This is a genomic window from Buttiauxella izardii (genome assembly GCF_003601925.1).
GTDB lineage: Bacteria > Pseudomonadota > Gammaproteobacteria > Enterobacterales > Enterobacteriaceae > Buttiauxella > Buttiauxella izardii.
Genome location: NZ_QZWH01000002.1, coordinates 1 through 24679, shown reverse-complemented (window position 1 = coordinate 24679; position 24679 = coordinate 1). Strand labels below are relative to the sequence as shown.

General features: G+C 51.3%; 23 protein-coding genes and 1 pseudogene. 12 read left to right on the top strand and 12 right to left on the bottom strand.

The features are described from left to right. Positions 1-124: 124 nt before the first annotated feature. The 3 genes from glyS to D6029_RS01120 form a co-directional block, all read right to left on the bottom strand. Complete coding sequence (gene glyS / locus D6029_RS01130; protein WP_120062999.1) at positions 125-2194, bottom strand: glycine--tRNA ligase subunit beta; 2070 nt, start codon at positions 2192-2194, stop codon at positions 125-127. Positions 2195-2203: 9 nt separating this feature from the next. Further along, positions 2204-3115, bottom strand: a complete 912-nt coding sequence (gene glyQ, locus D6029_RS01125) for a glycine--tRNA ligase subunit alpha (RefSeq protein WP_064542532.1) — start codon at positions 3113-3115, stop codon at positions 2204-2206. Between the two features lie 232 nt (positions 3116-3347). After that, on the bottom strand, positions 3348-3659 hold the full coding sequence (locus D6029_RS01120; protein ID WP_244212361.1) for a YsaB family lipoprotein: 312 nt from the start codon (positions 3657-3659) through the stop codon (positions 3348-3350). A 142-nt stretch (positions 3660-3801) separates the two neighbouring features. Here D6029_RS01120 and D6029_RS01115 point away from each other — a divergent pair, with 142 nt between their 5' ends. Next, the gene (locus tag D6029_RS01115; RefSeq protein ID WP_120062998.1) at positions 3802-4800 is read left to right on the top strand and encodes an acyltransferase; all 999 of its coding nucleotides are present in this window, start codon (positions 3802-3804) and stop codon (positions 4798-4800) included. Here the strand turns inward: D6029_RS01115 and D6029_RS01110 are convergent. Both D6029_RS01110 and D6029_RS01105 read right to left on the bottom strand, forming a co-directional pair. After that, positions 4797-5714, bottom strand: a complete 918-nt coding sequence (locus D6029_RS01110) for a GlxA family transcriptional regulator (RefSeq protein ID WP_120062997.1) — start codon at positions 5712-5714, stop codon at positions 4797-4799. The genes D6029_RS01115 and D6029_RS01110 overlap by 4 nt on opposite strands. Continuing rightward, positions 5711-6253, bottom strand: a complete 543-nt coding sequence (locus D6029_RS01105) for an isochorismatase family protein (RefSeq protein ID WP_120062996.1) — start codon at positions 6251-6253, stop codon at positions 5711-5713. Before D6029_RS01105 ends, D6029_RS01110 begins: the two co-directional genes overlap by 4 nt. 189 nt (positions 6254-6442) lie before the next feature. Here D6029_RS01105 and D6029_RS01100 point away from each other — a divergent pair, with 189 nt between their 5' ends. From D6029_RS01100 to ghrB, 5 genes are all read left to right on the top strand, one after another. Next, the gene (locus D6029_RS01100; protein WP_120062995.1) at positions 6443-7462 is read left to right on the top strand and encodes a LacI family DNA-binding transcriptional regulator; all 1020 of its coding nucleotides are present in this window, start codon (positions 6443-6445) and stop codon (positions 7460-7462) included. Between the two features lie 110 nt (positions 7463-7572). Continuing rightward, positions 7573-8322 carry a sugar phosphate isomerase/epimerase family protein gene (locus tag D6029_RS01095; protein WP_120062994.1) on the top strand — a complete coding sequence of 250 codons (750 nt, stop codon included), beginning with the start codon at positions 7573-7575 and terminating at the stop codon, positions 8320-8322. A 3-nt stretch (positions 8323-8325) separates the two neighbouring features. Further along, on the top strand, positions 8326-9264 hold the full coding sequence (locus D6029_RS01090; RefSeq protein WP_120062993.1) for a sugar kinase: 939 nt from the start codon (positions 8326-8328) through the stop codon (positions 9262-9264). A 68-nt stretch (positions 9265-9332) separates the two neighbouring features. After that, positions 9333-10631 (top strand): MFS transporter, encoded by a 1299-nt coding sequence (locus D6029_RS01085; protein ID WP_120062992.1) that lies wholly within the window; start codon positions 9333-9335, stop codon positions 10629-10631. Positions 10632-10692: 61 nt separating this feature from the next. Then, positions 10693-11667: a glyoxylate/hydroxypyruvate reductase GhrB gene (ghrB, locus tag D6029_RS01080; protein WP_120062991.1), complete on the top strand. Its 975-nt coding sequence runs from the start codon at positions 10693-10695 to the stop codon at positions 11665-11667. A 42-nt stretch (positions 11668-11709) separates the two neighbouring features. Here the strand turns inward: ghrB and D6029_RS01075 are convergent, their stop codons facing one another. From D6029_RS01075 to D6029_RS01050, 6 genes and pseudogenes are all read right to left on the bottom strand, one after another. Continuing rightward, entirely contained in the window at positions 11710-12012 is a 303-nt protein-coding gene (locus D6029_RS01075) for a type II toxin-antitoxin system RelE/ParE family toxin (protein WP_120062990.1), read from the bottom strand. Further along, entirely contained in the window at positions 12012-12266 is a 255-nt protein-coding gene (locus D6029_RS01070; RefSeq protein WP_120062989.1) for a type II toxin-antitoxin system Phd/YefM family antitoxin, read from the bottom strand. The genes D6029_RS01075 and D6029_RS01070 overlap by 1 nt, the downstream gene beginning before the upstream one ends. A 223-nt stretch (positions 12267-12489) precedes the next feature. Beyond that, positions 12490-12852: a YibL family ribosome-associated protein gene (locus tag D6029_RS01065; protein WP_120062988.1), complete on the bottom strand. Its 363-nt coding sequence runs from the start codon at positions 12850-12852 to the stop codon at positions 12490-12492. Between the two features lie 63 nt (positions 12853-12915). Beyond that, positions 12916-13495: pseudogene (gene mtlR / locus D6029_RS01060) on the bottom strand (mannitol operon repressor MtlR). A gap of 13 nt (positions 13496-13508) precedes the next feature. Further along, positions 13509-14654, bottom strand: a complete 1146-nt coding sequence (mtlD, locus tag D6029_RS01055; protein WP_120062986.1) for a mannitol-1-phosphate 5-dehydrogenase — start codon at positions 14652-14654, stop codon at positions 13509-13511. Between the two features lie 211 nt (positions 14655-14865). Continuing rightward, the gene (locus D6029_RS01050) at positions 14866-16785 is read right to left on the bottom strand and encodes a PTS mannitol transporter subunit IICBA (protein WP_120062985.1); all 1920 of its coding nucleotides are present in this window, start codon (positions 16783-16785) and stop codon (positions 14866-14868) included. A 491-nt stretch (positions 16786-17276) separates the two neighbouring features. Here D6029_RS01050 and D6029_RS01045 point away from each other — a divergent pair, with 491 nt between their 5' ends. The 3 genes from D6029_RS01045 (at position 17277) to D6029_RS01035 (ending at position 19367) form a co-directional block, all read left to right on the top strand. Continuing rightward, on the top strand, positions 17277-17885 hold the full coding sequence (locus D6029_RS01045; RefSeq protein ID WP_120062984.1) for a glutathione S-transferase: 609 nt from the start codon (positions 17277-17279) through the stop codon (positions 17883-17885). A gap of 176 nt (positions 17886-18061) precedes the next feature. Then, positions 18062-18541: an Hcp family type VI secretion system effector gene (locus D6029_RS01040; protein WP_120062983.1), complete on the top strand. Its 480-nt coding sequence runs from the start codon at positions 18062-18064 to the stop codon at positions 18539-18541. Position 18542: 1 nt separating this feature from the next. Then, positions 18543-19367: a DUF4225 domain-containing protein gene (locus D6029_RS01035; protein ID WP_167455952.1), complete on the top strand. Its 825-nt coding sequence runs from the start codon at positions 18543-18545 to the stop codon at positions 19365-19367. 55 nt (positions 19368-19422) lie between these two features. On the opposite strand, the gene D6029_RS01030 is transcribed toward D6029_RS01035, so the two are convergent. Further along, positions 19423-19725 (bottom strand): hypothetical protein, encoded by a 303-nt coding sequence (locus D6029_RS01030; RefSeq protein WP_120062981.1) that lies wholly within the window; start codon positions 19723-19725, stop codon positions 19423-19425. Positions 19726-19975: 250 nt separating this feature from the next. On the opposite strand from D6029_RS01030, the gene selA reads away from it, so the two are divergent. The 3 genes from selA to D6029_RS01015 all read left to right on the top strand — a co-directional run bounded on the left by selA (position 19976) and on the right by D6029_RS01015 (position 24466). After that, positions 19976-21364: an L-seryl-tRNA(Sec) selenium transferase gene (gene selA / locus D6029_RS01025; protein WP_120062980.1), complete on the top strand. Its 1389-nt coding sequence runs from the start codon at positions 19976-19978 to the stop codon at positions 21362-21364. Beyond that, positions 21361-23208: a selenocysteine-specific translation elongation factor gene (selB, locus tag D6029_RS01020; protein WP_120062979.1), complete on the top strand. Its 1848-nt coding sequence runs from the start codon at positions 21361-21363 to the stop codon at positions 23206-23208. Before selA ends, selB begins: the two co-directional genes overlap by 4 nt. 178 nt (positions 23209-23386) lie before the next feature. After that, a complete protein-coding gene (locus D6029_RS01015; protein ID WP_120062978.1) occupies positions 23387-24466 on the top strand; it encodes a type I restriction endonuclease in 1080 nt (359 codons plus the stop codon). Positions 24467-24679: the final 213 nt, after the last annotated feature.

Genomic DNA, 24679 nt, shown 5'->3' with positions numbered 1-24679 from the left:
GTAAACAGTTGATGGAATAAGTTTTTACCCTGATGCTTATGACATAAAAAAAACCGCCTAGGCGGTTTTTTTTATTGCTGACAACGCTTTTTCGTCGGTCGGATCATCCGACAAAGCTACGTTGTTACTGAAGCAGCGAAATATCCGCCACTTGCAGGAACAACTCACGCAATTTAGCCAGCAGCGTCAGACGGTTAATACGCAGCTCTTTGTCTTCTGCGTTCACCATCACTTTGTCGAAGAACTTATCGACCGGTTCACGCAGCGCAGCCAGTTCCACCAACGCTTCCTGATAGCGGCCTTCAGCGAAGAACGGCTCCAGTTTGTCGCGCAGGATAACCAACTGACGGGCGAGATCCATTTCTTCTGCTTCTTTCAGAACGGAAGCACGCACGTGGTCTTGCAGCGTTTCGTCTGACTTCGCCAGAATGTTGGAAACACGCTTGTTCGCAGCAGCCAGCGCGGCGGCAGCTTCCAGAGTACGGAAGTGCGAAACGGCTTTCATGCGCGCATCAAAATCAGCAGGTTTAGTTGGACGACGCGCCAGCACGGCCTGGATGGTATCCACGCTGTGGCCTTCTTCCTGATACCAGGCGCGGAAACGGCCCAGCATAAAGTCGATGACTTCGTCGACAACTTTGGCGTTGGTCAGCTTGTCTCCGTACAGGCGCACGGCCTCTTCGGTGAGGGTTTGCAGATCCAGCGACAGGTTTTTCTCAACGATGATGCGCAGAACGCCGAGTGCTGCACGACGCAGAGCAAACGGGTCTTTGTCGCCTTTCGGGTGCTGACCGATGCCGAAGATGCCCGCGAGAGTATCCATTTTATCGGCAATCGCAACGGAGCAAGCAACCAGGTTTGACGGCAGTTCGTCGCCCGCAAAACGTGGCTGGTATTGCTCATTGAGCGCAACTGCGACGTCTTCGGCTTCGCCGTCGTGACGCGCATAGTGCATGCCCATCACGCCCTGGGTGTCGGTAAACTCGAACACCATGTTGGTCATCAGGTCGCATTTAGACAGCAAACCGGCGCGAGTGGCGTGGTTTACGTCTGCGCCGATTTGGCCTGCAATCCAGCCTGATAATGCTTCGATGCGGTTAGTTTTGTCACGCAACGTGCCGAGCTGCTGTTGGAACAGAACGGTTTCCAGACGCGGCAAGTGGTCTTCGAGGCGCTTTTTACGGTCGCTATTAAAGAAGAACTCGGCATCTGCCAGGCGTGGACGCACGACTTTCTCGTTACCAGAGATAATCTGGATCGGGTCTTTCGACTCGATGTTGGCAACAAAGATAAAGTTCGGCAGCAATTTGCCGTCGTTGGCGTACACCGGGAAGTATTTCTGGTCACCTTTCATGGTGTGAACCAGCGCTTCCGCAGGCACTTTGAGGAATTTCTCTTCGAATTTCGCGGTCAGAACCACCGGCCATTCCACCAGAGAAGTCACTTCTTCAAGCAGGCTTTCGCTCAAGTCAGCGTTGCCGCCAATCTTGCGTGCCGCTTCTTCAGCGCCTTCTTTGATTACCGCTTTACGCTGTTCGTAGTCGGCAATGACTTTGCCGCGCGTGAACAGAATTTCAGGGTATTGATCGGCGTTATCGATGGTGAATTCCGGCTCGCCCATAAAGCGGTGGCCACGAATCACACGGTCAGATGCGATACCCAGAATGTTCGCTGGAATCACTTCATCGCCCAACAGCAGGGTGACGGTGTGAACCGGACGCACGAATTGGGTGTTGTTATCGCCCCAACGCATCAGTTTTGGAATCGGCAGTTTGGTCAGCGCGGTCGCAATCATCGCTGGCAGCAGCGCTTGTGCGCTTTCGCCTTTAACGTGGGCGCGGTACATCAACCACTCGCCTTTGTCCGTCGCCAGACGCTCAGCTTCGGCAACGGTAATACCGCAACCACGAGCCCAGCCTTCAGCGGCTTTGCTTGCATTGCCTTCTGCGTCAAATGCCGCAGAAATTGCCGGGCCACGTTTTTCAACTTCACGATCCGGCTGAGATTCAGCCAGATTAGAAATTTTCAGTGCCAGACGGCGCGGCGCTGCAAACCATTTTACTTCGCCATGAGCCAGGTTTGCCGCATCCAGTTCCGCAGTCACGTTGGCAGCGAAGGATTCCGCCAGGCTGCGCAGGGCTTTTGGTGGCAGCTCTTCAGTGCCAATCTCCACCAGAAAAGTTTTTTCAGACATGGCAGCCTCTTATTTATTTTTATTGCACATCGGGAAGCCAAGCGCTTCACGAGAAGCGTAATAGGCTTCGGCCACGGCTTTCGTCAGAGTACGAATACGCAGAATGTAGCGCTGGCGCTCAGTCACCGAGATGGCCTTGCGGGCATCAAGCAGGTTAAAGCTGTGCGCGGCTTTCAGAATGCGTTCGTAAGCAGGCAGCGGCAGCGGGTTTTCCAGCGCCAGCAGGTGCTGCGCTTCTTTCTCATACTGCTCGAAGCAGGAGAACAGGAAATCCACATCGGCGTGTTCGAAGTTGTAAGTTGATTGCTCAACTTCGTTCTGATGGAACACGTCGCCATAAGTGGTTTTACCCAGCGGGCCATCGCTCCAGACCAGATCGTAAACGCTGTCGACGCCCTGGATGTACATCGCCAGACGCTCTAAACCGTAAGTGATTTCACCGGTAACAGGTTTACATTCCAGGCCGCCAACTTGCTGGAAGTAGGTGAACTGCGTCACTTCCATGCCGTTGAGCCACACTTCCCAGCCCAGACCCCAGGCACCCAGCGTTGGGTTTTCCCAGTTGTCTTCTACGAAGCGAATGTCATGAATCGTTGGGTCCATACCCAGCTCTTTAAGCGACCCAAGGTACAACTCCTGAATGTTTTCTGGAGAAGGCTTGATGACCACCTGGAACTGATAGTAGTGCTGTAAGCGGTTCGGATTTTCACCGTAACGGCCATCGGTAGGACGGCGAGAGGGCTGCACATATGCAGTCGCCATCGGCTCTGGCCCTAAAGCCCGCAGGCAAGTCATTGGGTGAGAGGTGCCGGCGCCGACTTCCATGTCCAAAGGTTGAACAATGGTGCAGCCCTGGCGAGCCCAGTAGTCCTGTAAAGTCAGGATCAGGCCTTGAAAGGTCTTGGTATCAAACTTTTGCATGTTGATTTCGCACGCGTTCGAGAGGGTTAAAAAGAGAAGCCGCCAGTATATACTCAAAACCATTCGAGTTGCATTAAGACGGCAACTGAGCGAATCCCCATGAGCTTAGTAAACTAAGCGATTGGGGTGAGAGAAGGCAGCCAACGCAGAGGCAACTTGAAGGGTGAAGAGTATACCTTTTGAGCGCAACATATACAGCCGAATGCACGTGCGTTTGCCTTGCGTTGCGGCTTTATGTGGTCGAAAGGTGCAAGAATTGACCACTTTCGTCGAAGGAGCAGGTGAATCCTTCCCGGCGCGTGGTGCTGCCCAGAATCTCATAGCTCCCCTGGTACTGTTTAAAATCCACCACGCTGATGCGATCGGCACGCGTGTTGTAACGATGCGCCGCCTCCCCTTTGCAGGTTTCAATCATCGCTTCACCCTCAATCGCCGGTTGCTGCGCGGCTTGTGCATGCTGGGGATGTGGCTCTTGCGAACTACAGGCGCTCAATAAAAGGGCGGCTAAAACTATAATCCAACGGCTATTTTTTATTTTTGGCATCATCATTCGTTATGTGTACGTTAAAATCGTTATTGTTATTCAATAATTAACAGGTATTCCGCATTCTGCAAACCCACTGTGCCACTGGCAAGGGCGTGAGCGCAAACTCGGATTAATACCGTAAAACAGACCAGAGGGCCGAATGCAGCAGCAAAAAATTAACTGGATCGATAACCTGCGCGGGATTGCATGCCTGATGGTCGTCATGATTCACACCACAACCTGGTACATCACCAACGCCAATATCGTCAGTCCGTTTAGCTGGGATTTATCGAACGTGCTGAATTCAGCTTCTCGCGTCAGCGTGCCGCTCTTTTTCATGATTTCAGGTTATCTGTTTTTTGGTGAACGCAGCGCGCAGCAGCGCCACTTTTTGCGCATCGTCACATGCTTACTGTTTTACAGCGTGATTGCGCTTATCTACATCAAACTCTTCACGCCGATTAACGCCGGGCTTTCCCTGCGCTACATCCTGCAAAAACCGGTGTTTTATCACTTATGGTTTTTCTTCGCGATTATGGTGATTTACCTGCTTTCGCCGTTGATTCAGGTGAAGAAAGTCAACGCGACGGTGATCCTCGGGCTGATGGTTTTGCTCGGCGTGATAGCCAACCCTAACACCGTGCCACAAACGCTGGACGGCGTGAAATGGCTGCCGATTAATTTGTATATTCGCGGCGATACGTTTTATTACGTGTTGTATGGCCTGCTGGGCCGCGCAATTGGCATGTATGAGACAGATAAACGCTGGATTAGCGGGCTGGCGGCGGGAATTTTTGCGCTGTGTATTTTTTCTATTTCGACCGGCACGCGCCACCAGTTGGAAGTGAACGGTAATTTTGCCGATACGTTTTATGTGTATTGCGGGCCGCTGGTGTTTATCGCCGCGATCAGTTTGCTGGTGTTAGTGAAAAATTGCCTGAACAGCCGCCCGCTGCCGGGGCTGACCTTAATCTCACAGAACTCGCTGGGGATTTACGGCTTCCACGCGCTGATTATCCACTTCCTGCGCACCCATGGTTACCAGATTACCAGCTCGCCGGTGCTCGATATTTTATGGATATTTGGTGCCACGCTTGCCGCCAGCTTGTTGCTTTCAATGGGATTACGGCGCATCGACACCCGCAAAATGGTGAGTTAAGCGTTACGGGCGCGGGCGCGATGCAGCTGGCGAGGGGATGAAAACCCCGCCGCCATCGCTGCCTGTTCCATGCGCTGCCCCTGCAACAAACGCTGTTCGGCAACCGCCAGGCGTAACTGTTCTAAATAATCCCGCACCGAAATCCCTAAATGCTGCTGAAAAAGCCGCGATAAATGGCGCGAGCTGACGTGAACTTTGTCGGCAATTTCCTGCACATCCCACGCCGATTCGGGTGCCGCTGAAAGCAAATCCTGAGCGCGATGCACCGCCGGGTGAATATGGTTGCGATAGCGCAGCCACGGCGATAATTGCGGGTCGTCTCCCGAACGGCGGAACCACACCACCATCTCACGCGCCACATCCAGCGCCGCTTTCGGGCCGCAATAGCGGTTAATCAGATGCAATGAGAGATCGATGCCGGACGTGATTCCCGCACTGGTCCAGATGCCCCGGTCTTCGATAAAAATACGGTTCTCTTTCACCTGCGCAGTGGGTGCCACCGCGCGTAAACGCGCCAGCACATCGTGATGCGTGGTGCATTGCACGCCGTTCATCAGCCCGGCTTTCGCCGCCAGCAATGAACCGGAACAGACGCACATTAAGTTAAGCTGTTGGCTGTGAATTTGTGGTTGCAGGCGCGTCAGCCAGCGGCGCACCTGCTCGGCTTGCGGCGTATCAAAGTAGTAGTTTGAATCGCACACGCCCGGCAAAACCAGCAGGCTACCTTCAGGGAAACGTTCCGGCAGCGGTTCGATGCCCGAAAAGTTAAGCCCAATGGAGGTGGTAACTTGTGGGTCCGGGCCGATGAAATGCAGATGAAAAGCGTCGCCCGCAAGCTTCAGCGTTTCCGCAGGGCCGGTTAAATCGAGCGACAAAACACCAGGCAAAACAACGAACCAGACCCCAATACTCACGATAAAGACTCCAGGCATTCGGCAACGGTTTGAATTTCCGCAAATCGCCCTGCCAACACCGTTTCAGTGCGGTGCCGCAGGGTTTGCGTATCCAGCGTAACGCCTTTCCAGCTCATCGGGAAGGTGAGCATTGCTTCGCTGACAAACGAAACGCGATAGCCCAAATCCGATGCCACGCGGGTGGTGGTTTCGCAGCATTGTTCGGTGCGAATCCCGCAGATAATCAAATGGTTGATGTCACGAGTACGCAGCCAGAGATCGAGGCCGGTATCGGTAAACGCGTTATGGACGTGTTTCTGGAACGTCACATCAGCGTGATGTTGTAAAAATGGCATTGGTTTAACGTATCCCGATTCCAGTGAAAACGGGCCAGAATCATCAACGTGGAAGATATCAACGACCGGAATGTTCAAATCCTGGCAGCCGGAAATCAGTTGCAAAATCGCCTGCTGGAATGCCGGAACATCCTCTTCCTGCCAGTATTCGCGATGGAAGAAAGATTGCTGCGTATCGATATTAATCAGAGCGGAACGTGACATTTTCGGACTCCTTACCTTTGGGGTTGAATCCATTGTGACAAGGCTTTGATGGGCTGCGAATACCAAAAACGGACAGAGTGAGGGTGAAATGGGACGAGCGCACTCACGGGGATTATGTCGGATGACGCTGCCGCTTATCCGACCTACACAACTATGTTACTCTCCAGAGAGTTACCCTCGGAGAGCATCATGATCAGCAAGTCTGCACGCCCCACGATAAGCGATGTCGCGAAAGCGGCAAAGACCGGTAAAACCAGTGTTTCCCGCTATCTTAACGGCGAGCAAAACGTGTTGTCTGACGATCTCCGCCTGCGTATCGAAACGGCTATCGCTGAACTCGATTACCGTCCAAGCCAGATGGCTCGCGGCCTGAAGCGTGGGCGTACCCGCCTGATTGGCCTGATAATCGCCGATATCACCAACCCCTACTCCGTTGACGTATTGAGCGGAATTGAAGCCGCATGTCGCGAAAAGGGCTTCACGCCGCTGGTGTGTAACACCAATAACGAAGTCGATCAGGAGCTGCATTACCTTGATTTGCTGCGCAGTTATCAGGTGGAAGGGATTGTGGTGAATGCGGTTGGGATGCGCGAGGAAGGGCTAAACCGCCTGCAACAATCCGCGCTACCGATGGTGCTGATTGACCGCAAAATCCCTGATTTTGCCTGCGATGTGGTCGGGCTGGATAACACGCAAGCCGCCACTACCGCCACGGAACACCTTGTGGAACAAGGCTTTGAAGCGATCATGTTTCTCAGCGAACCGCTCGGCACCGTCAACACTCGCCGCGAGCGCCTGAACGCTTTCCACGCCACGCTGAAACGTTATCCCGGAATTGTCGCCGAAAACGCCGAAGTGCCGCTGCACGAAGCGGATTTGATGGATAACACGCTGCGCCAGTTCCATTCCACCCATCGCGGTATGCGCAAAGCGGTGATTTCCGCAAACGGCGCGCTGACGCTTCAAGTCGCCCGTTCTCTGCGCCGCATCGGCCTGCACTGGGGCAGCGATATCGGCCTGTTAGGGTTCGACGAACTGGAATGGGCAGAACTTGCGGGCGTGGGCATCACCACCCTCAAGCAGCCAACCTGGCAGATAGGTTACGCCGCGCTCCAGCAGGTTGTTAAACGCATCGAAGGCGGCAACGACACCGTTTACGAGCAGGTCTTTTCCGGCGAATTAATCGTTCGCGGTTCCACCGTCCGTTAATCTTTGTTCGTGATAGCGATCATAAATCAGACACGCCTGGCTTTTCTTTGGAACCGGTTCCATCTAGCGTAATAGTTATGTTAGTGAGATGAAGTTGCCCGGAGAATGTCATGCCGAGAAAAATTATTGTTGTCACCGCCGCTTACGGGCATGACCGCATCGCCGCACTCGGCGGCCAACAAGCACTGCTGCCGATTATCGCTAATGCGGGTGCTGACGGCGTGGAAATCCGCCGCGAGTTATTCAATCACACGCAGCTTGATGCCCTGCCAGAACTGGCGCGCCAGATTGCTGACCATCAACTCGAAGCCTGTTATTCCGCACCGGAACCGCTGTTTGTGGAAGACGGAAAACTCAATCCGCTGATCCCTTCTTTGCTGCTCGAAGCCCACCAACTCAATGCCAAATGGTTAAAACTATCACTCGGCCATTTTCGTGGCAGCCAACAGTTTTCGCTTTTGCAACAGTGGCTTGAAAAATCAGACGTGGCTTTAGTGGTGGAAAACGACCAGACACAGTGCGGCAAACTCGCGCCGATGCAGCGCTTTCAGGCCGCCAGCAATGTGCTAAACCTTCCTGTGACGCTCACTTTTGATATGGCCAACTGGCTGTGGGTTGATGAATCCCCGGAAGCCGCAGCGCGCGTGCTTGCGCCATCGGTCAGTTATATCCACGTGAAAGCCGCCGTGGCACACCATTATCACTACCGGGCAATTGCGCTGGATGATGCCGAACCGCGCTGGCTGGAACTGTTAAATAACCTGCCCGCCGATGCGCCGCGTGGCATTGAATTCCCGCTCGAAGGCCGCGACCTGACGGCGGTCACGCGCCATTACGTCAATTTATTACGCGAGGAGTAAGTGATGTCGAATCAACTGGATGTGATAACCGTGGGTGAAGCGATGGCGATGTTTGTCGCCAGCGAAACCGGTGATTTAGCGGCTACCGAAAAGTTCGTCAAGCGTGTGGCTGGTGCAGAACTGAATGTCGCCACTGGCCTTGCGCGCCTTGGCCTGAACGTGGGTTGGGTCAGCCGTGTGGGCAACGATTCTTTTGGTCGCTTTGTGCTGCAACAACTGGCGAAAGAGAATATCGACAGCCGTGGCGTGACGACAGACGAGCGTTTCGCAACCGGCTTCCAGCTTAAATCTAAAGCAGAAAATGGAACCGATCCCATTGTGGAATACTTCCGTAAAGGTTCCGCTGCAAGCCATCTTTCCACGGCGGATTTCAGCGAAGAATATTTTTGCTCCGCACGCCATCTGCATTTAAGCGGCGTGGCAGCCGCACTTTCTGGCAGCTCGCTTGAATTGCTCAATCACGCCGCCCGCGTCATGAAGCAAAAAGGCAAAACCATTTCTTTCGACCCAAATCTGCGCCCGGTGCTGTGGAAAAGCGAAGCGGAAATGGTGAAGCAACTGAATAACCTCGCCTTCCAGGCCGACTGGGTTCTGCCAGGTTTAAGCGAGGGCGCAATTCTGACCGGGCACAAAACCCCGGAAGCGATTGCCGATTTCTATCTCGATCACGGCGTGAAAACCGTGGTACTGAAAACCGGTGCTGATGGAGCATGGTTTAAAACCGCAAGCGGTGAAAAAGGAGCGGTCAGTGCGGTAAAAGTCGAGAACGTCGTCGATACCGTCGGTGCGGGTGACGGCTTTGCGGTTGGCGTCATCAGCGCCCTGCTCGAAGGAAAATCTTTACCCCAGGCCGTTAGCCGCGGTAATAAAATCGGCTCACTGGCGATCCAGGTCATCGGCGATAGCGAAGGGTTACCGACCCGAGCAACGCTGGGCGAATAAACGAAGACTGCATCAGCTGTGCCCTACACCCGGCATGATGCGACTCTCCTCAACATAGAGGCAAGCCTATGAAAAGCCATTCTGTTTCATCAAATACCATCGCGCCAAAACGTTGGTGGTACATCATGCCCATCGTGTTTATCACGTACAGCCTGGCGTACCTCGACCGTGCCAACTTTAGTTTTGCTTCCGCCGCCGGGATTAACGATGACCTTGGGATCACCAAAGGGATTTCGTCGCTACTTGGCGCGCTGTTTTTCCTCGGTTATTTCTTCTTCCAGATCCCCGGCGCGATGTACGCCGAACGCCGTAGCGTACGCAAACTGATCTTCGTTTGCCTGATTTTATGGGGCGGCTGCGCCTCCTTAACCGGCATGGTAAGCAACATTCCGGCACTGGCGGCGATTCGCTTTGTGCTCGGCATCGTTGAAGCAGCGGTGATGCCTGCGATGCTGATTTACATCAGTAACTGGTTTACTAAGTCTGAACGCTCGCGAGCTAACACCTTCTTAATCCTCGGTAATCCGGTCACGGTGCTGTGGATGTCGGTGGTTTCTGGTTATCTCATTCAGGCCTTTGGCTGGCGTGAAATGTTTATCTTCGAAGGGATCCCGGCGGTTATCTGGGCATTTGCCTGGTGGGTGCTGGTAAAAGATAAACCGTCACAAGTTGGCTGGTTGTCAGATGCGGAAAAATCCGCGTTGCAGGCGCAGCTTGAGCAAGAGCAGCAAGGAATTAAAGCGGTGCGCAATTACGGTGAAGCGTTCCGTTCGCGCAATGTGGTGCTGCTGTGTATGCAATATTTCTGCTGGAGCATTGGGGTGTACGGCTTCGTGCTGTGGCTGCCGTCGATTATCCGAGGCGCAGGCACCGCTGGCATGGGCATGGTGGAAGTCGGCTGGCTGTCATCGGTGCCGTATCTGGCGGCGACCATCGCGATGATTGTGGTTTCCTGGGCTTCGGACAAAATGCAGAACCGTAAGCTGTTTGTCTGGCCGCTGCTGTTGATTGGCGCGATGGCGTTCCTCGGTTCGTGGCTGGTTGGTGCGGATCACTTCTGGGTTTCATACACCTTGCTGGTGATTGCCGGTGCCGCCATGTACGCACCGTATGGCCCGTTCTTCGCCATTATTCCTGAAATGTTGCCACGCAATGTTGCGGGTGGCGCGATGGCCTTAATCAACAGCATGGGGGCGCTCGGTTCGTTTGTCGGCTCGTGGTTTGTTGGCTACCTTAACGGTGCAACCGGCAGCCCGTCTGCTTCCTACATTTTTATGGGGGTAGCATTGCTCGCCTCCGTGTGGCTAACTCTGATAGTGAAACCGGCGAGAAACCAACACGTTCCGGTGGCCGCACACCACGCTTAATCTCAAGCCGGGCGGCCGTTATACCGCCCGGTGATTTTTAAACTGTTCAACGGAGAACGCCATGAAGCCGTCCGTCATCCTCTACAAAAAGTTACCTGACGACCTGCTTGCCCGCCTTGAAAGCCATTTTAGCGTCACTCAAGTCAGTTCCCTTAGTGCTGAAAATCTCCAGAAACACGCGGATGTTTTCGCTAACGCGGAAGGGATTTTGGGTTCCAGTGAAACCGTCGGTAAAGATTTTTTGTCCCACACGCCTAAGCTGCGCGCAGCTTCGACGGTTTCCGTGGGCTACGACAATTTTGATGTCGATGCGCTGAACGCGCGTGGGATTGTACTGATGCACACGCCAACGGTGCTCACCGAAACCGTTGCGGACACCATGATGACGCTGGTGCTGGCGACGGCTCGCCGCGCGGTGGAAGTGGCTGAACGCGTGAAAGCTGGCGAGTGGAAAGGCGGCATTGGCGCGGATTGGTTTGGTATCGACGTGCACCACAAAACGCTGGGGATTCTGGGCATGGGCCGTATCGGCCTGGCGCTGGCACAGCGTGCACATTTTGGCTTCAACATGCCGATTTTGTATAACGCACGCCGCCATCATCAGGAAGCCGAAGACCGCTTTAACGCCCGTTATTGCGACCTCGACACTCTACTGGCTGAATCTGATTTCGTCTGTATTTCCCTGCCGCTGACGGATGAAACGTATCATCTGATTGGCGCGGAGCAACTGGCAAAAATGAAGTCTTCAGCGATTTTGATTAACGCCGGGCGCGGGCCAGTGGTCGATGAAAAAGCATTAATTCAGGCACTGGTGGACGGCAAAATTCACGCCGCCGGTCTGGATGTGTTTGAGCAAGAGCCGCTGCCGGTTGATTCGCCGTTGCTCAGCCTGCCGAACGTTGTGGCGCTACCGCATATCGGTTCCGCAACGCATGAAACTCGCTACAACATGGCGGCCTGCGCGGTGGATAATTTGATTGCATCGTTGAGTGGCAACGTGAAAGAGAACTGCGTGAACCCGCAGGTATTGAAGTAATTTTTGCGGCGGATGACGCTTGCGCTTATCCGCCCTACGAATTTAACGGTGTTTAAGGAGAGATTCCGGCAATCGGCTTTGATGAATGACTCCAATAACAACAATCCCGCCATCTGCTTTTTGGTAATAAAGCGTATGACTCATATAGGGAAAACTCCAGACGCCTGCAAACATATGACCTGATTCATCAGTGCCCATCGCAGGCATTGTTGCCAGGTGCTGTAACGTTATACGCATTCCCGCCAGATATTCGCGTGTTGCCTGCGCCCCAAACTGTCGTAAAGAGTATTCCTTTAGCTCACGCATATCCTCTTGCGCATCTTCCGTTAGCTTGTATCCGGCCATTAAAGATCCTTCAATAACTCGTCAAATACCTCATCCCCGTCACGCAGATTCCCGGATTCGATTTGGGCCACAGAACGCGCAAGCTTATCGCGCAAGCACTGTAATTTGAGTTCTTCGATAGCTTCATAGTCAGCAATCGACATCACAACGACTGAAGGTTTACCATTTTTAGTAATGCTCACGGGTTCACGCTGCGCTTTAGCCATCATTTCCCCAAACTGGGTTTTCGCCTGGTTAGCTGTAAAACTGATCATCTCCCGCCCTCGCTTCGCATGAATAGGTATAAATCGAACGATTTGTACCTATTTTAACCTATTCAGTACAGGGGAGGAATTTAGTTTGTGAAGAGTAAAGCGCAGGCTTACATCAATAAAGGGGGAAAAGTGGAATGCTGGGGAAGCTTCGCAAAAGAGGAATTTTAAGCAAAATAAAAGGGATGAACCTTAATAGTTCATCCCTTTTTAAATTCGGGTTTTATTAGAAATCAGTCTGAGAAAAACCGGTCATTTCTTCGAGATCCATTTCGCGGCCTAATGCCGTCATTGGATGCACAATCACCAGGCCGCGCACCGCTTTTTTCAGCTTGCCCATGTCTGCCTGTTCTTTCTTGGTGATTGGACGCTTGTACGGCAGCGCCATCAGTTTTTGTGCTTCTTTGCTCAGCTTCTGGTTACGCACCGCTTGCAGGCGAACGATCTCAATTTCCAGTTTCGCTTTCTCTTTTTCCATCTCAGCGTACTTTTCAGCATCGTTGATCAGATGCAATTCTGGCATCTCGTGACGGATAGCGTCGAGGCGATCGCTCAGGCGTTTGATTTCTGCTTTTTCGATTTCTTTCATTTTTGATTAACCGTGAATAAAGTTCATTGCTGGCAAGGATACACCATTCGGCGTGAGAGGGACTTACTTCTGGAAGGCTTTTTTTAAGCTGATCCGGGAGATCAGCTCGGTCAAAGAGAGCACCATCGTTGATCGAACAATTTGCTGATAACGCTGTTTTTGCATGGCGAACAGTTCAGGATCGCTGCCATCGACAAATTTTGGCGTCGGCGGCAGGGCTGAAACACAATGCAGTTCACCGAATGGGCCGAGCATCTCATCGTCAGTAAAATTGTATTCGCTGCCGTCGTGATTCAACTCTTCTCGCAGCGCCATCAGCAACTCGCAATCTTCGTATTCCGGGCGATTGAGCACACCCAGGCCGTAGATAAGTTTGAGACGCACGGAAAGATCCCCTAACGGGCCATCGCCATCCAATAACGGTTCAACCGCGTATTTCACTGCATAATCGTCTTTACGGAAGACCTGCAACACCAGGATATTCACCGCTTCGGTCAGAAGCTCAACAGCGGCAATCAGCAGGCTACGTACGGTTTTTCCGGCATTAAGACGCTCAAGCACACGGTTTTCAAAGGCCTGGGTTTCTTCCATCTTTGCCTACATCACTAAAAGTATTATTGGGTGCAGCGACAACCTGCCGCACCCGCTTTCCATCACTATTTGCCGTTGTATGCGCTCACCGCTTCTGCCACAACATCGCTGTTTGCATCAAGACCGGAGATTTCAGCAAGCGTTGCCTGCGGGCCTTTTTCTGCCAGCAATTTCTCAAGTTCTTGCGCTTGCGGGTCTTCCGCACTGCGGTAATGCATTGCAGCAGCAATGCCTTTGATCAGGTATTGGCGCGGCAAACCGTATTCGATAGTGCCCAGCAGCGGTTTAATCAGACGGTCGCCCGCACTTAATTTACGCAGCGGCTGACGGCCTACGCGCTCCACATCATCTTTCAGATACGGGTTCTCGAAACGACCAAGGATTTTCTGGATATAGGCCGCGTGCTTATCTGCATCAAAGCCATAACGCTTGATCAGCACCGCGCCGCTTTCATCCATTGCACCCTTCACGACCGCACGGATTTTCTCATCCAGAATGGCATCGCGAATGGTCTGATGACCGGCCAGTTGACCAAGGTATGCGGTTATAGCATGCCCGGTATTCAGCGTGAAGAGCTTACGCTCAACAAACGCCATCAGGTTATCAGTCAATTCCATGCCGGGAATATTCGGCAACTCGCCTTTGAATTGGGTTTTATCAACAATCCACTCGCTGAAGGTTTCAACGGTGACTTCCAGCGGGTCGTTGGTGGCAGATTCTGAAGGCGGAACGATGCGGTCAACGGCGGAGTCAACGAAACCAACGTGCTGCTCAACCCAGGCCTGATCGTCTTCAGACAGCGCCTTCATGACGTGTGCTTTCAGCTGGCTGGTGCCGCGCACCATGTTCTCGCAAGCGATGATATTCAGCGGTTTTTCGTTGCCGTTGGCACGACGCAGAACCAGACCTTTTGCGACGGCTGGCGCGATACGTTCCAGCACAACCGGGCCGACTGCGGTGGTTACCAGGTCAACGTCAGCAATCAAAGTCACCACATCGTCGCCGATGCTGCTGACGGCATTCACATTTGAAACTGTATCGATTTGCTCTTGCTCGCCAACCACGTGAACCTGGTAACTATGGCGCGCGTTCAGCGCGTCCAGCACGGTTTGGTTAACGTCAGCGAAGGTCAGTTGAATACCGGCGTCTGCCAGTAGTTTTCCGATAAAGCCACGGCCAATGTTACCTGCGCCAAAATGTAATGCTTTCATGTCGTTCACCTTCTTAAATTTGAATTACCCGAGAGGGTTCGGGTGAGGTTATTTTGATTTAAACAACCCTCACCCTAACCCTCTCCCTGAGGGAGAGGGGATAGTACTGTGCTTGCTTTTCCCCCTCGCCACTCCGGGGAGAGGGGATAGTACTGTGCTTGTTTTTCCCCCTCGCCCCTCCGGGGAGAGGGTCGGGGTGAGGGGCAATCCCTTACTTGCGACCAGCCAGCAGGTCGAGCACTTCCTGAACGCTGGTCGTATTCGCCAGGCGGTCAATCACTGAGTCATCATCCAGCGCGTTGGTCAGGCTGGTGATAACCTGGATGTGCTCGTTATTGCGAGCGGCGATACCGATAACCAGGCGAGCAATATCATCACTTTCTTCACCGAAGTGAACACCGTGTGGATATTGGCAGAACACAACGCCGGTTTTCAGTACGCGGTCTTTCGCTTCAACCGTGCCGTGTGGAACCGCGATACCTTCGCCCAGATAAGTTGGGGTCAGTTTTTCGCGCTCAAACATCGCATCCACATACTCTGGCTGGACGTAACCGCCATTCACCAGTTGTTCACCAGCAAAGCGAATCGCTTCTTCTTTATTAGCCGCGGTCAGGCCGAGGAACACGTTGCCAGCACCCAGGCGGAACAGCCCTTCTTCGCTTGGTACGAAGCTGTCTTCCAGGCTGGTCATCACCTTCACTTCTTTCTCGCTCAGGTTATGAGAAGCCACCAGACGCTCGGTCAGGTTGGAGTACAAGCTGCTGTCGAGGAAGTTGGTCAGGGAAATATGCTGTGCCTGTGGAACCTGGCGCATAGCGCGTTCGGTCAGGTCACGGTGCGTAATTACCAGGTCAACGTCGTCCGGCAAGCTGTTGATTGCACAGTTAGTGACGGAGATATTTTTCAGGCCCGCATCGCTAACTTTCTTACGCAGCACGCCTGCACCCATGGCACTTGACCCCATGCCTGCGTCACACGCTACGATGATTTTGCGCACGTGGCTCAGGTCGTTAGACAAGCCAGCACCGACCGCCAGTGGCGCAGTTGCACCTTTAGACTCAGCTTTCATCTCAGCCATACGGCGAGCCGCTGCTTCGATATCGTCTTCTTCTTTCACTTTGCTGGTTTTCAGCAAGATGGCTGAAACCACGAAGGACACCACTGTTGCTGCCACGATAGCGGCGATGTTAGCGAAGTAAGCACCTTTTGGCGTCATCGCCAGAACTGCCAGGATGGAACCCGGAGATGCCGGAGAAACCAGGCCGCCGTTCAGCAGAGTCAGAGTGAACACGCCAGTCATACCGCCGAGGATTACGGCCAGAATCAGACGTGGGTTCATCAGCACATACGGGAAGTAAATTTCGTGGATACCGCCCAGGAAGTGGATGATTGCCGCGCCGCCCGCAGACTGCTTAGCATTACCACGACCGAAGAACATGTATGCCAACAGCACGCCCATACCCGGACCTGGGTTAGCTTCAATCAGGAAGAAGATTGATTTGCCCAGTTCGTGGGACTGCTGAATACCCAGCGGCGAGAAGATACCGTGGTTGATTGCGTTGTTCAGGAACAGGATTTTCGCTGGTTCTACGAAGATAGAAGCCAGTGGCAGCATGTCATGAACAACCATGAAGTTAACGCCCGCCGCCAATACTTTGGACAGGACTTCAACCGCAGGGCCGATACCCATGAACGCCAGAATCGCCAGAATCATACCGATGATGCCAGCGGAGAAGTTATTCACCAGCATTTCAAAGCCGGATTTGATTTTGCCATCAACCCATGCGTCGAAATGTTTAATCGCCCAGCCGCCCAGAGGACCGGCAATCATCGCACCGAGGAACATCGGCATATCCGCACCGACGATAACACCCATGGTTGTGATGGCACCGACCACACCACCACGGTCACCGCCGATTAAGCGACCACCGGTATAACCGATGAGCAGCGGCAGCAGGTAAGTAATCATCGGGCCGACCAGTTTCGCCAGCGTCTCGCTCGGCAGCCATCCGGTTGGAATAAATAAAGCTGTGATAATACCCCAGGCAATAAATGCGCCGATGTTTGGCATTACCATGTTGCTCAGGAAACGACCAAAGCTTTGCACTCTGATCTTGATATCGGATGACATACGCACACCCCTTGTTGTGTTTACGTGCTGGGAAAGCAGCCCGAGGTTTATTGTTAATGTGGCGGCAGGCAATGCTGCCAGATGCTCTAAGTGACGCAAATCTGGCACTGAATCGTTAAGGTGTCCAGCAGCCGGAATTTTATGTGATGCAGATCACTCATTGCGGGGTGTGACGAGCCATGATCAGGTGACTTAGATCACATAATTGATGTGTAAAAAAAATACAGTAGCTAAATTTTGTTCATCATTGACGTCTTTATGTGATTCACATCACATTTCACAAGAGGCGCTTTGTTATTTAAATGTGATGAGATTCACAAAATATTTTACGTGGATTTTGGGGAGTGTGATCCAGGGCAATTCAGGCAGCCAGACGGATTTCTTTTTGTTAGAAAATTACAGCGCAGCGGCAGACAACATCACGCGACCCCAGGCATCTTCCTTTATCGTGATCCATACTTAATCTTTGTCGGTTAAAAATGGACGATGTAATGAAACTTATCGGTAATTACACCAGCCCGTATGTGCGCAAGATTTCAGTGATCCTGCTGGAAAAGGGCATCACTTTTGAATTTGTAAATGACAACCCGTGGACTTCAGAAAGCACCACTCCGCAATACAATCCGCTCGGCAAAGTGCCGGCGCTGGTGACTAGCGACGGCCAGTATTGGTTCGACTCGCCTGTGATTGCGGAATACCTGGAATTGCTGGATATCGCCCCGGCGCTTATTCCACGCGAGCCTCAAGCTGCATTGCAGATGCGCCAGATTGAAGCGCTGGCCGATGGCATCATGGATGCCGCCCTGATTTCAGTACGTGAACGCCAGCGCCCGATTGAGCAACAATCAGAAATCGAATTACTCCGCCAACGCGAAAAAATCAGCCGTGGGCTGACTCTGCTCGAAGATTATGCTGCGGATAAAAAAATAGATGCCGAGAACCTAAACGTGGCAACTATCGCAGTGGCCTGCGCGGTGGGTTATCTCAACTTCCGCCGCGTTTCCCCAGGCTGGTGTGTCGACCGTCCACATTTAGTGAAGTTGGTAGAGAAGCTTTTCGAGCGTGAAAGTTTTGCACGGACAGAACCGCCGACGGCATGATGTTTTGTTATTAAATGGCCTCTGAGAGTTATTTTGCGGAAGAGGCTATTTATGTTGATATCAATTAAGTCCGATTTCCTATATTTAAAAACTTTTCATTTATTGTTCCTGACCCTAAGGCGTAAAAATAGAGCTATTCACTGTCTGTAATAACTCTTAGGAAAGGAATAATAACAATGTCGAATAATATCTATCTCTCATTAACTGGTGAGAATCAGGGATTAATTTCTAGTGGTTGTTCTTCGTATGATTCAATCGGTAATGCTTATCAGGCCACACATCGCGATCAAACCCTAATTTACGAACTGGCCTATAACATTACCCGTGACCAGAATGTAAATCATCAGCCTTTAACGTTCAAAAAACCTATTGATAAATCCTCTCCACTTTTCGCTTTTGCTATTACCAACAATGAAAAAATGGATGCCATTTTTGAAGCTTATCGAACGGATAAATCGGGGTCCCAATCGCTTTTCTATAGAATTAAACTGATCAAAGCAACCATTGCAGATATCAATCTGGTTTCACCAAATTCACTGACTCACAACGATGCTCAACCCATAGAAAGTATTTCATTAAAATACGAAAGCATTACCTGGAAACATGTGTCAGCCGGGACGTCGAGCTATAGTTTGTGGCAAGACAGGGTATTCTGACATGGATTATATATTAGGCCATGATAACGATCGGATGAATGATTATTATCGAACCATGGGAGGACTGGAAGCTCGAATGTTGAAAGAAAGCGCGCTAACAGCATCGCAATTTATTAATACATCCCGAGGGCGCATTGATTTCGTTAATAACATCACTTTGTTTATAGAAAACAAAATGGAGATATTAAGAGGCAGCACTTCAGAGTTCAGTAAGAAAGAAGCCATGATGCACTTAAAAGAGGAGCGGTCATACCTGATACTTCAGGAGTCTCTGATCAGACAAAGGAAAGTCACTCAGAATATGACAATCGAGATTAAAAAAGAAAATGATGTGTGGTCTTATATTGTTAAAGGCGTATTTATTCTTGGCGGAGTAGGCCAAGCTTTAGCTGGTTTAGGAATGATTTCTGCTGGATTAACATCGTGTGTAACTATAGTCGGCTGCGCTGTGGGTTTGCCGGCAATGGCAGGAGGATTAACACTTTTTATACACGGCTTGAATGCGCTGGATGAAAATGTAAACTCTATCCGCTATCAAGATAATAATTATAAGGGTTTTGCAAGCAAATGGTATGAAGAAGGGGCTGTTGCTCTAGGTTATACAAAAAAGCATGGCGATCTTGTTTACGCAGGCGTTGATATTGCTCTTTCCGGCTATGGAATGTTTAAAAATGTTCTCAAACCAGATGCATGGAGACTTTTTCACTTTATTAACACTGATTTCGTGAGAGGTTATCAAACCATGACCCGCCCACAATTAATACTGGAGATTGGAGTTGATGGTCTAACGACAGTTTCGGCTTTCAATACAGCTCAATCAAAATAATAACTCAACCAGCCGATTAGTAAGAGATTAAAATCGGCTGATTGACGTAAGATGTTTATCTTTTAGACTTATAAAACGAAGGCCCGATAAAAGCCTGAGGAATAATAAACACAGCAGCAATCGTTCTTACTATAACATTCCCCTCAATCCATTTATTTATAGGGGTTGATATAATGATATAGCCATACTTCACAATAGTTAAATGAATCAGCCCATAAAACACGCATATCAATAAATAGCAGAGAAAAACCAATGGTGTTAGCTTCCGTCCAGGAAACTGCTTCCTGAACCAAAGCCCAGCTAACACGCCAGAAAGTGAAAAAAGAAAATAAGCCCCTGCAATAATATATTCATCCATTAGTTTTATCGATCACCTCTCATCCATGTACATTACTAATATATAAGCATCAGAAAATTAATTCTACGCCTCTTTCTAAACCAATAGAAATATGAATATTTCACTCATTCGATACCTACATAATTAATTCACATGAAATCTACCTAATGATTAGTGAGGCAACCCCAAACATAACCACCAGAAACTCCCATGACAGGGGGCCAACTCCCCCTGTAAACTAAGGCTATATTTCACCACTCTGCGGCTTGCCATGACACCCGATCGCAACTTGTACAGCCAACTTCCCGCCATCGACAAATTGTTACGTGACGCCTCTTTCAGCGCTTTGCTGAGCAGTTTCGGACACACTCAGGTGGTCAACACCTTACGAGAAATGCTGGAAACCGCTCGCGAAAACATCCGGACTCAGCAGCAACTCCCAGCCTGGAACATTGATTGGGCGGCTCATGCGCAAACGAAACTCGAATCTCGCCAGCGCAGCGCACTCCAGCCCGTGTTTAACCTGACCGGCACCGTGTTGCACACCAATCTTGGCCGCGCATTGCAGTCTGAAGCGGCGATTGAAGCGGTGTCCCATGCGATGCGCTCGCCGATCACGCTGGAATATGACTTGCACGATGCGGAACGTGGGCATCGCGATAAAGCGTTGGCGGGCCTGCTTTGCGAACTGACCGGCGCGGAAGATGCCTGCATCGTCAACAACAACGCGGCGGCAGTTTTGCTGATGTTGGCGGCCTGTGCCAGTGGCGAAGAAGTGGTGGTATCACGCGGTGAACTGGTGGAAATCGGCGGCGCATTCCGCATTCCTGATGTGATGCGCCAGGCGGGTTGCCAGCTTGTTGAAGTCGGCACCACCAACCGCACACATCTCAAAGATTATCGTCAGGGTGCAGGTGAAAACACCGCGTTGCTGATGAAAGTCCACACCAGCAATTATCAGGTCGCGGGCTTTACCAAAGCCGTCAGCGAAGCCGAATTGGTGGAACTGGGCAACGAGCTGAATATCCCGGTGGTCACCGATTTAGGCAGCGGTTCGCTGGTTGACCTCACCCAATGGGGATTGCCGGAAGAGCCGATGCCGCAACAACTGATTGCCGCAGGCGTGAGCCTGGTGAGCTTCTCCGGCGATAAACTGTTGGGCGGGCCGCAAGCGGGCATTATCGTCGGCAAAAAAGAGCTTATCGCACGCATCCAAAGTCACCCGCTCAAACGCGCCCTGCGTGCCGACAAAATGACGTTGGCGGCGCTCGAAGCGACATTGCGTTTATATCAGCACCCGGAAACGCTGGTTGAAAGATTGCCGACGCTACGCCTGTTGACGCGCAATGCCAGTGAAATCACCGAGCTTGCACAACGCCTCTTGCCTGCTTTTGAGGACAAATTCGGCGAGCAATTTACCGTTCGTGTCGAACCGTGTTTATCGCAAATTGGCAGCGGTTCTTTGCCAGTAGACAGACTGCCGAGTGCAGCACTCACTTTCACCCCAAAAGATGGCCGAGGCACCACTCTTGGTGCGCTGACGCAAAACCTGCGCGAGTTGCCGAAACCGATTATTGGCCGCATCAGCGATGGGCGTTTATGGCTGGACTTACGTTGCCTGGAAGATGAAACGGGCTTCATGGAGAACCTGAAACCATGATTATTGCAACCGCCGGGCACGTCGACCACGGCAAAACTACCCTGCTGCAAGCCATAACCGGCGTGAATGCATCTCGCCTGCCAGAAGAGAAAAAACGCGGCATGACCATCGATCTCGGTTACGCCTACTGGCCGCAACCCGATGGGCGCATTCCCGGTTTTATCGACGTACCGGGCCATGAAAAATTCCTCGCCAACATGTTGGCAGGCGTCGGCGGTATCGACCACGCGCTGTTAGTAGTTGCTTGCGATGACGGCGTGATGGCGCAAACCCGCGAACACCTCGCCATTTTGCAATTAACCGGCAAACCGTCGCTCACCGTCGCCTTAACTAAAGCCGACCGCGTGAGCGAGTCACGGATTGAAGAAGTCCGTAATTCCGTGCTGGAAACGGTGAAAGAATTTGGCTGGCAAGATGCCGTCGTGTTCGTCACGGCAGCCACCAGCGGCACGGGAATTGATGAAATACGTGAGCACTTACTTTCACTGCCAGAGCGAGTACATCCACGCCAACATCGTTTCCGTCTGGCAATTGACCGCGCTTTCACCGTAAAAGGCGCGGGACTGGTCGTGACCGGAACCGCACTAAGTGGCGAGGTAAAAATCGGCGATTCGCTGTGGCTGACAGGTGCCGACAAACCGATGCGCGTGCGCGGTTTGCACGCTCAAAACAGCAAAACAGACAGCGCATTTGCCGGGCAACGCGTCGCGATAAATATCAGCGGTGATGCTGAAAAACTGGATATCAAACGTGGCGACTGGCTTTTAGCAGAGCAACCACTCCAGCCGGTCGAACGCGTGATTGTGCAACTGCAAAGCCACGCGCCGCTGCAACAATGGCAGCCGCTGCATATTCACCACGCCGCAAGCCACGTCACCGGGCGCATTTCGCTACTGGAAGATGACCTCGCCGAACTGGTGCTCGATGTCCCGCTGTGGCTTGCCGACAACGATCGCCTGGTGCTACGCGATATCAGCGCTCGCGTCACACTGGCGGGTGCTCGAGCTATTCTTCTGCACGCGCCGCGCCGGGGTAAACGCCAGCCTGCATTTTTGGCCTGGTTAGAGCAGCTTAAGAAGGCCGACAACGACCAACAGGCGCTCGACGCCCATTTGCAACGCAGTGCCGTGACGTTGACCGACTTTGCCTGGGCACGCCAACTCACGGCTCAAGGCCTACAAGAATTAGTCGCCCAAACAAACGCCCTTCGCGCGGGCAACAGCCTGCTGAGTGATGAACTGGCGGCAAGCTGGAAGCAAAAACTGCTCGATACGCTGGAACGTTATCACCAGCAGCATGATGACCAACCCGGCCCAGGACGCGAACGCTTACGCCGTATGGCGCTACCGGGCGAGGACGAACCGCTGGTTCTGGCGTTAATCGAAAAAATGCGTCAGGAAGGATTGCTCGCCAGCCGCCAGGGCTGGTTGCATCTGCCCGATCACAAACCGGGCTTTTCCGCCGAGCAGCAGGCGGTATGGGAAAAGGTTGATGCGCTATTTGGCGACGACCCGTGGTGGGTTCGCGATCTGGCACGGGAAACGCAGCAAGATGAACAAGCCATGCGCCAACTCTTGCGCTTTGCTGCGCAACTTGGGCTGGTGACGGCCATCTTAAAAGACCGTTATTACCGCAACGACAGAATTCAAACTTTCGCCAATTTGATTCGCGAGTTGGATCAAACGCAGGACGCCACCAGCGCCGCCGATTTCCGCGATCGCCTCGGCGTAGGCCGTAAACTCGCCGTGCAGATCCTCGAATACTTTGACCGCATCGGCTTTACCCGCCGTCGCGGGAATGACCATTTACTGCGTGATAAAGCGTTGTTTTTGCTAGATAAGTAAATATTTCCTATAAAACCTCTCATTAAACTGAGAGGTTTTTTTTCACACCCCGTAAAAGGTAAGTATGAAATAAATATTACCTAAATGCCTAATCACATTGAACTTTCTGACGCACTTCAAGTTTTTTTCCCTCAACATCAAGGAGTATCGATCCATTCCCACCTATGAGGTTTACGCCATGGAATTTATGGAAAAGTTAAATACGCTTTCGGCCAAAATAAAGCAGCAGGCAGCAGCAATCCAAACAGAAGAAGCAACAAAAACCGCGTTTGTAATGCCATTTATCCATAATGTTTTAGGGTACGATGTCTTTGATCCAACTGAGGTTGTTCCAGAGTTCATCTGCGATGTAGGGACGAAAAAGGGTGAGAAAATAGATTATGCGATTTGCAAAAATGGTGAAGTCCAAATCCTGATTGAATGTAAAAAAATTGGCGATGCTCTTAATCTAAATCACGCCTCACAGTTATTCAGATATTTTCACGTTACGAATGCTCGTATATCGATACTAACAAATGGTCAGGTTTATAAATTCTTCACCGATCTAGACTCACCAAATAAGATGGATGAAAAACCTTTCCTTGAGTTTGATTTATTAGATATTGATGAATATGTATTGCCGGAGTTACGTAAGCTAACAAAATCCGCATTTGATGTTGAATCCATTATCAATGCCGCAGGCGAACTAAAATACGTCAGCCAAATTAAGAAATTAATTAGCGCGCAATTCACAGCCCCAGATGAGGATTTCGTAAAATTCTTCGCATCACGAGTTTATGACGGGATTATTACGCAAAAAGTTCGGGATTCATTTACTGAGTTAACCCGAAAAGCAGCGAGTCAGTTCCTTAATGATCAAATTAATGAAAGATTGAAATCGGCGATGAGCGGTGTACAAGTTCCTGCTCTCAACTCAGAAGTCTCTACAGAATCTGAGTCTGATGTGCATGAAACTAATGAAGAAAGTGAAATCCAGACCACCATCGATGAACTTGAGGGCTATCACATCGTGAAAGCGATTGTGCGGACGGTGGTCGATGCAGGTCGTGTGAGTCAACGAGATACGAAAAGCTACTTTGGTATTCTGCTCGATGATAATAATCGCAAACCTATATGCCGTTTACATTTTAACCGCAGTCAAAAATATATTGGCATATTTGACGAGGATAAAACTGAAACACGACATCCTATTGCCTCGCTGGATGAGATCTACAATCATGCCGAAATTTTGAAATCAACTGCTTGCTTGTACGATTAGGTTTGTCTGTAATTCGGAATTTTTAAAACGAACCATATGAGCTAGCTGGAACGCTCCATAAGTCGGATAAGCGAAGCGTCATCCGACAATTCCCGCAAAAATGGTGGATGACGCTAACGCTTATCCACCCTACAAAAACAAAGACTTATGAAACCGAGTAAGCCGGATAAGCGAAGCGTCATCCGACAGTTCCCGCAAAAATGGTGGATGACG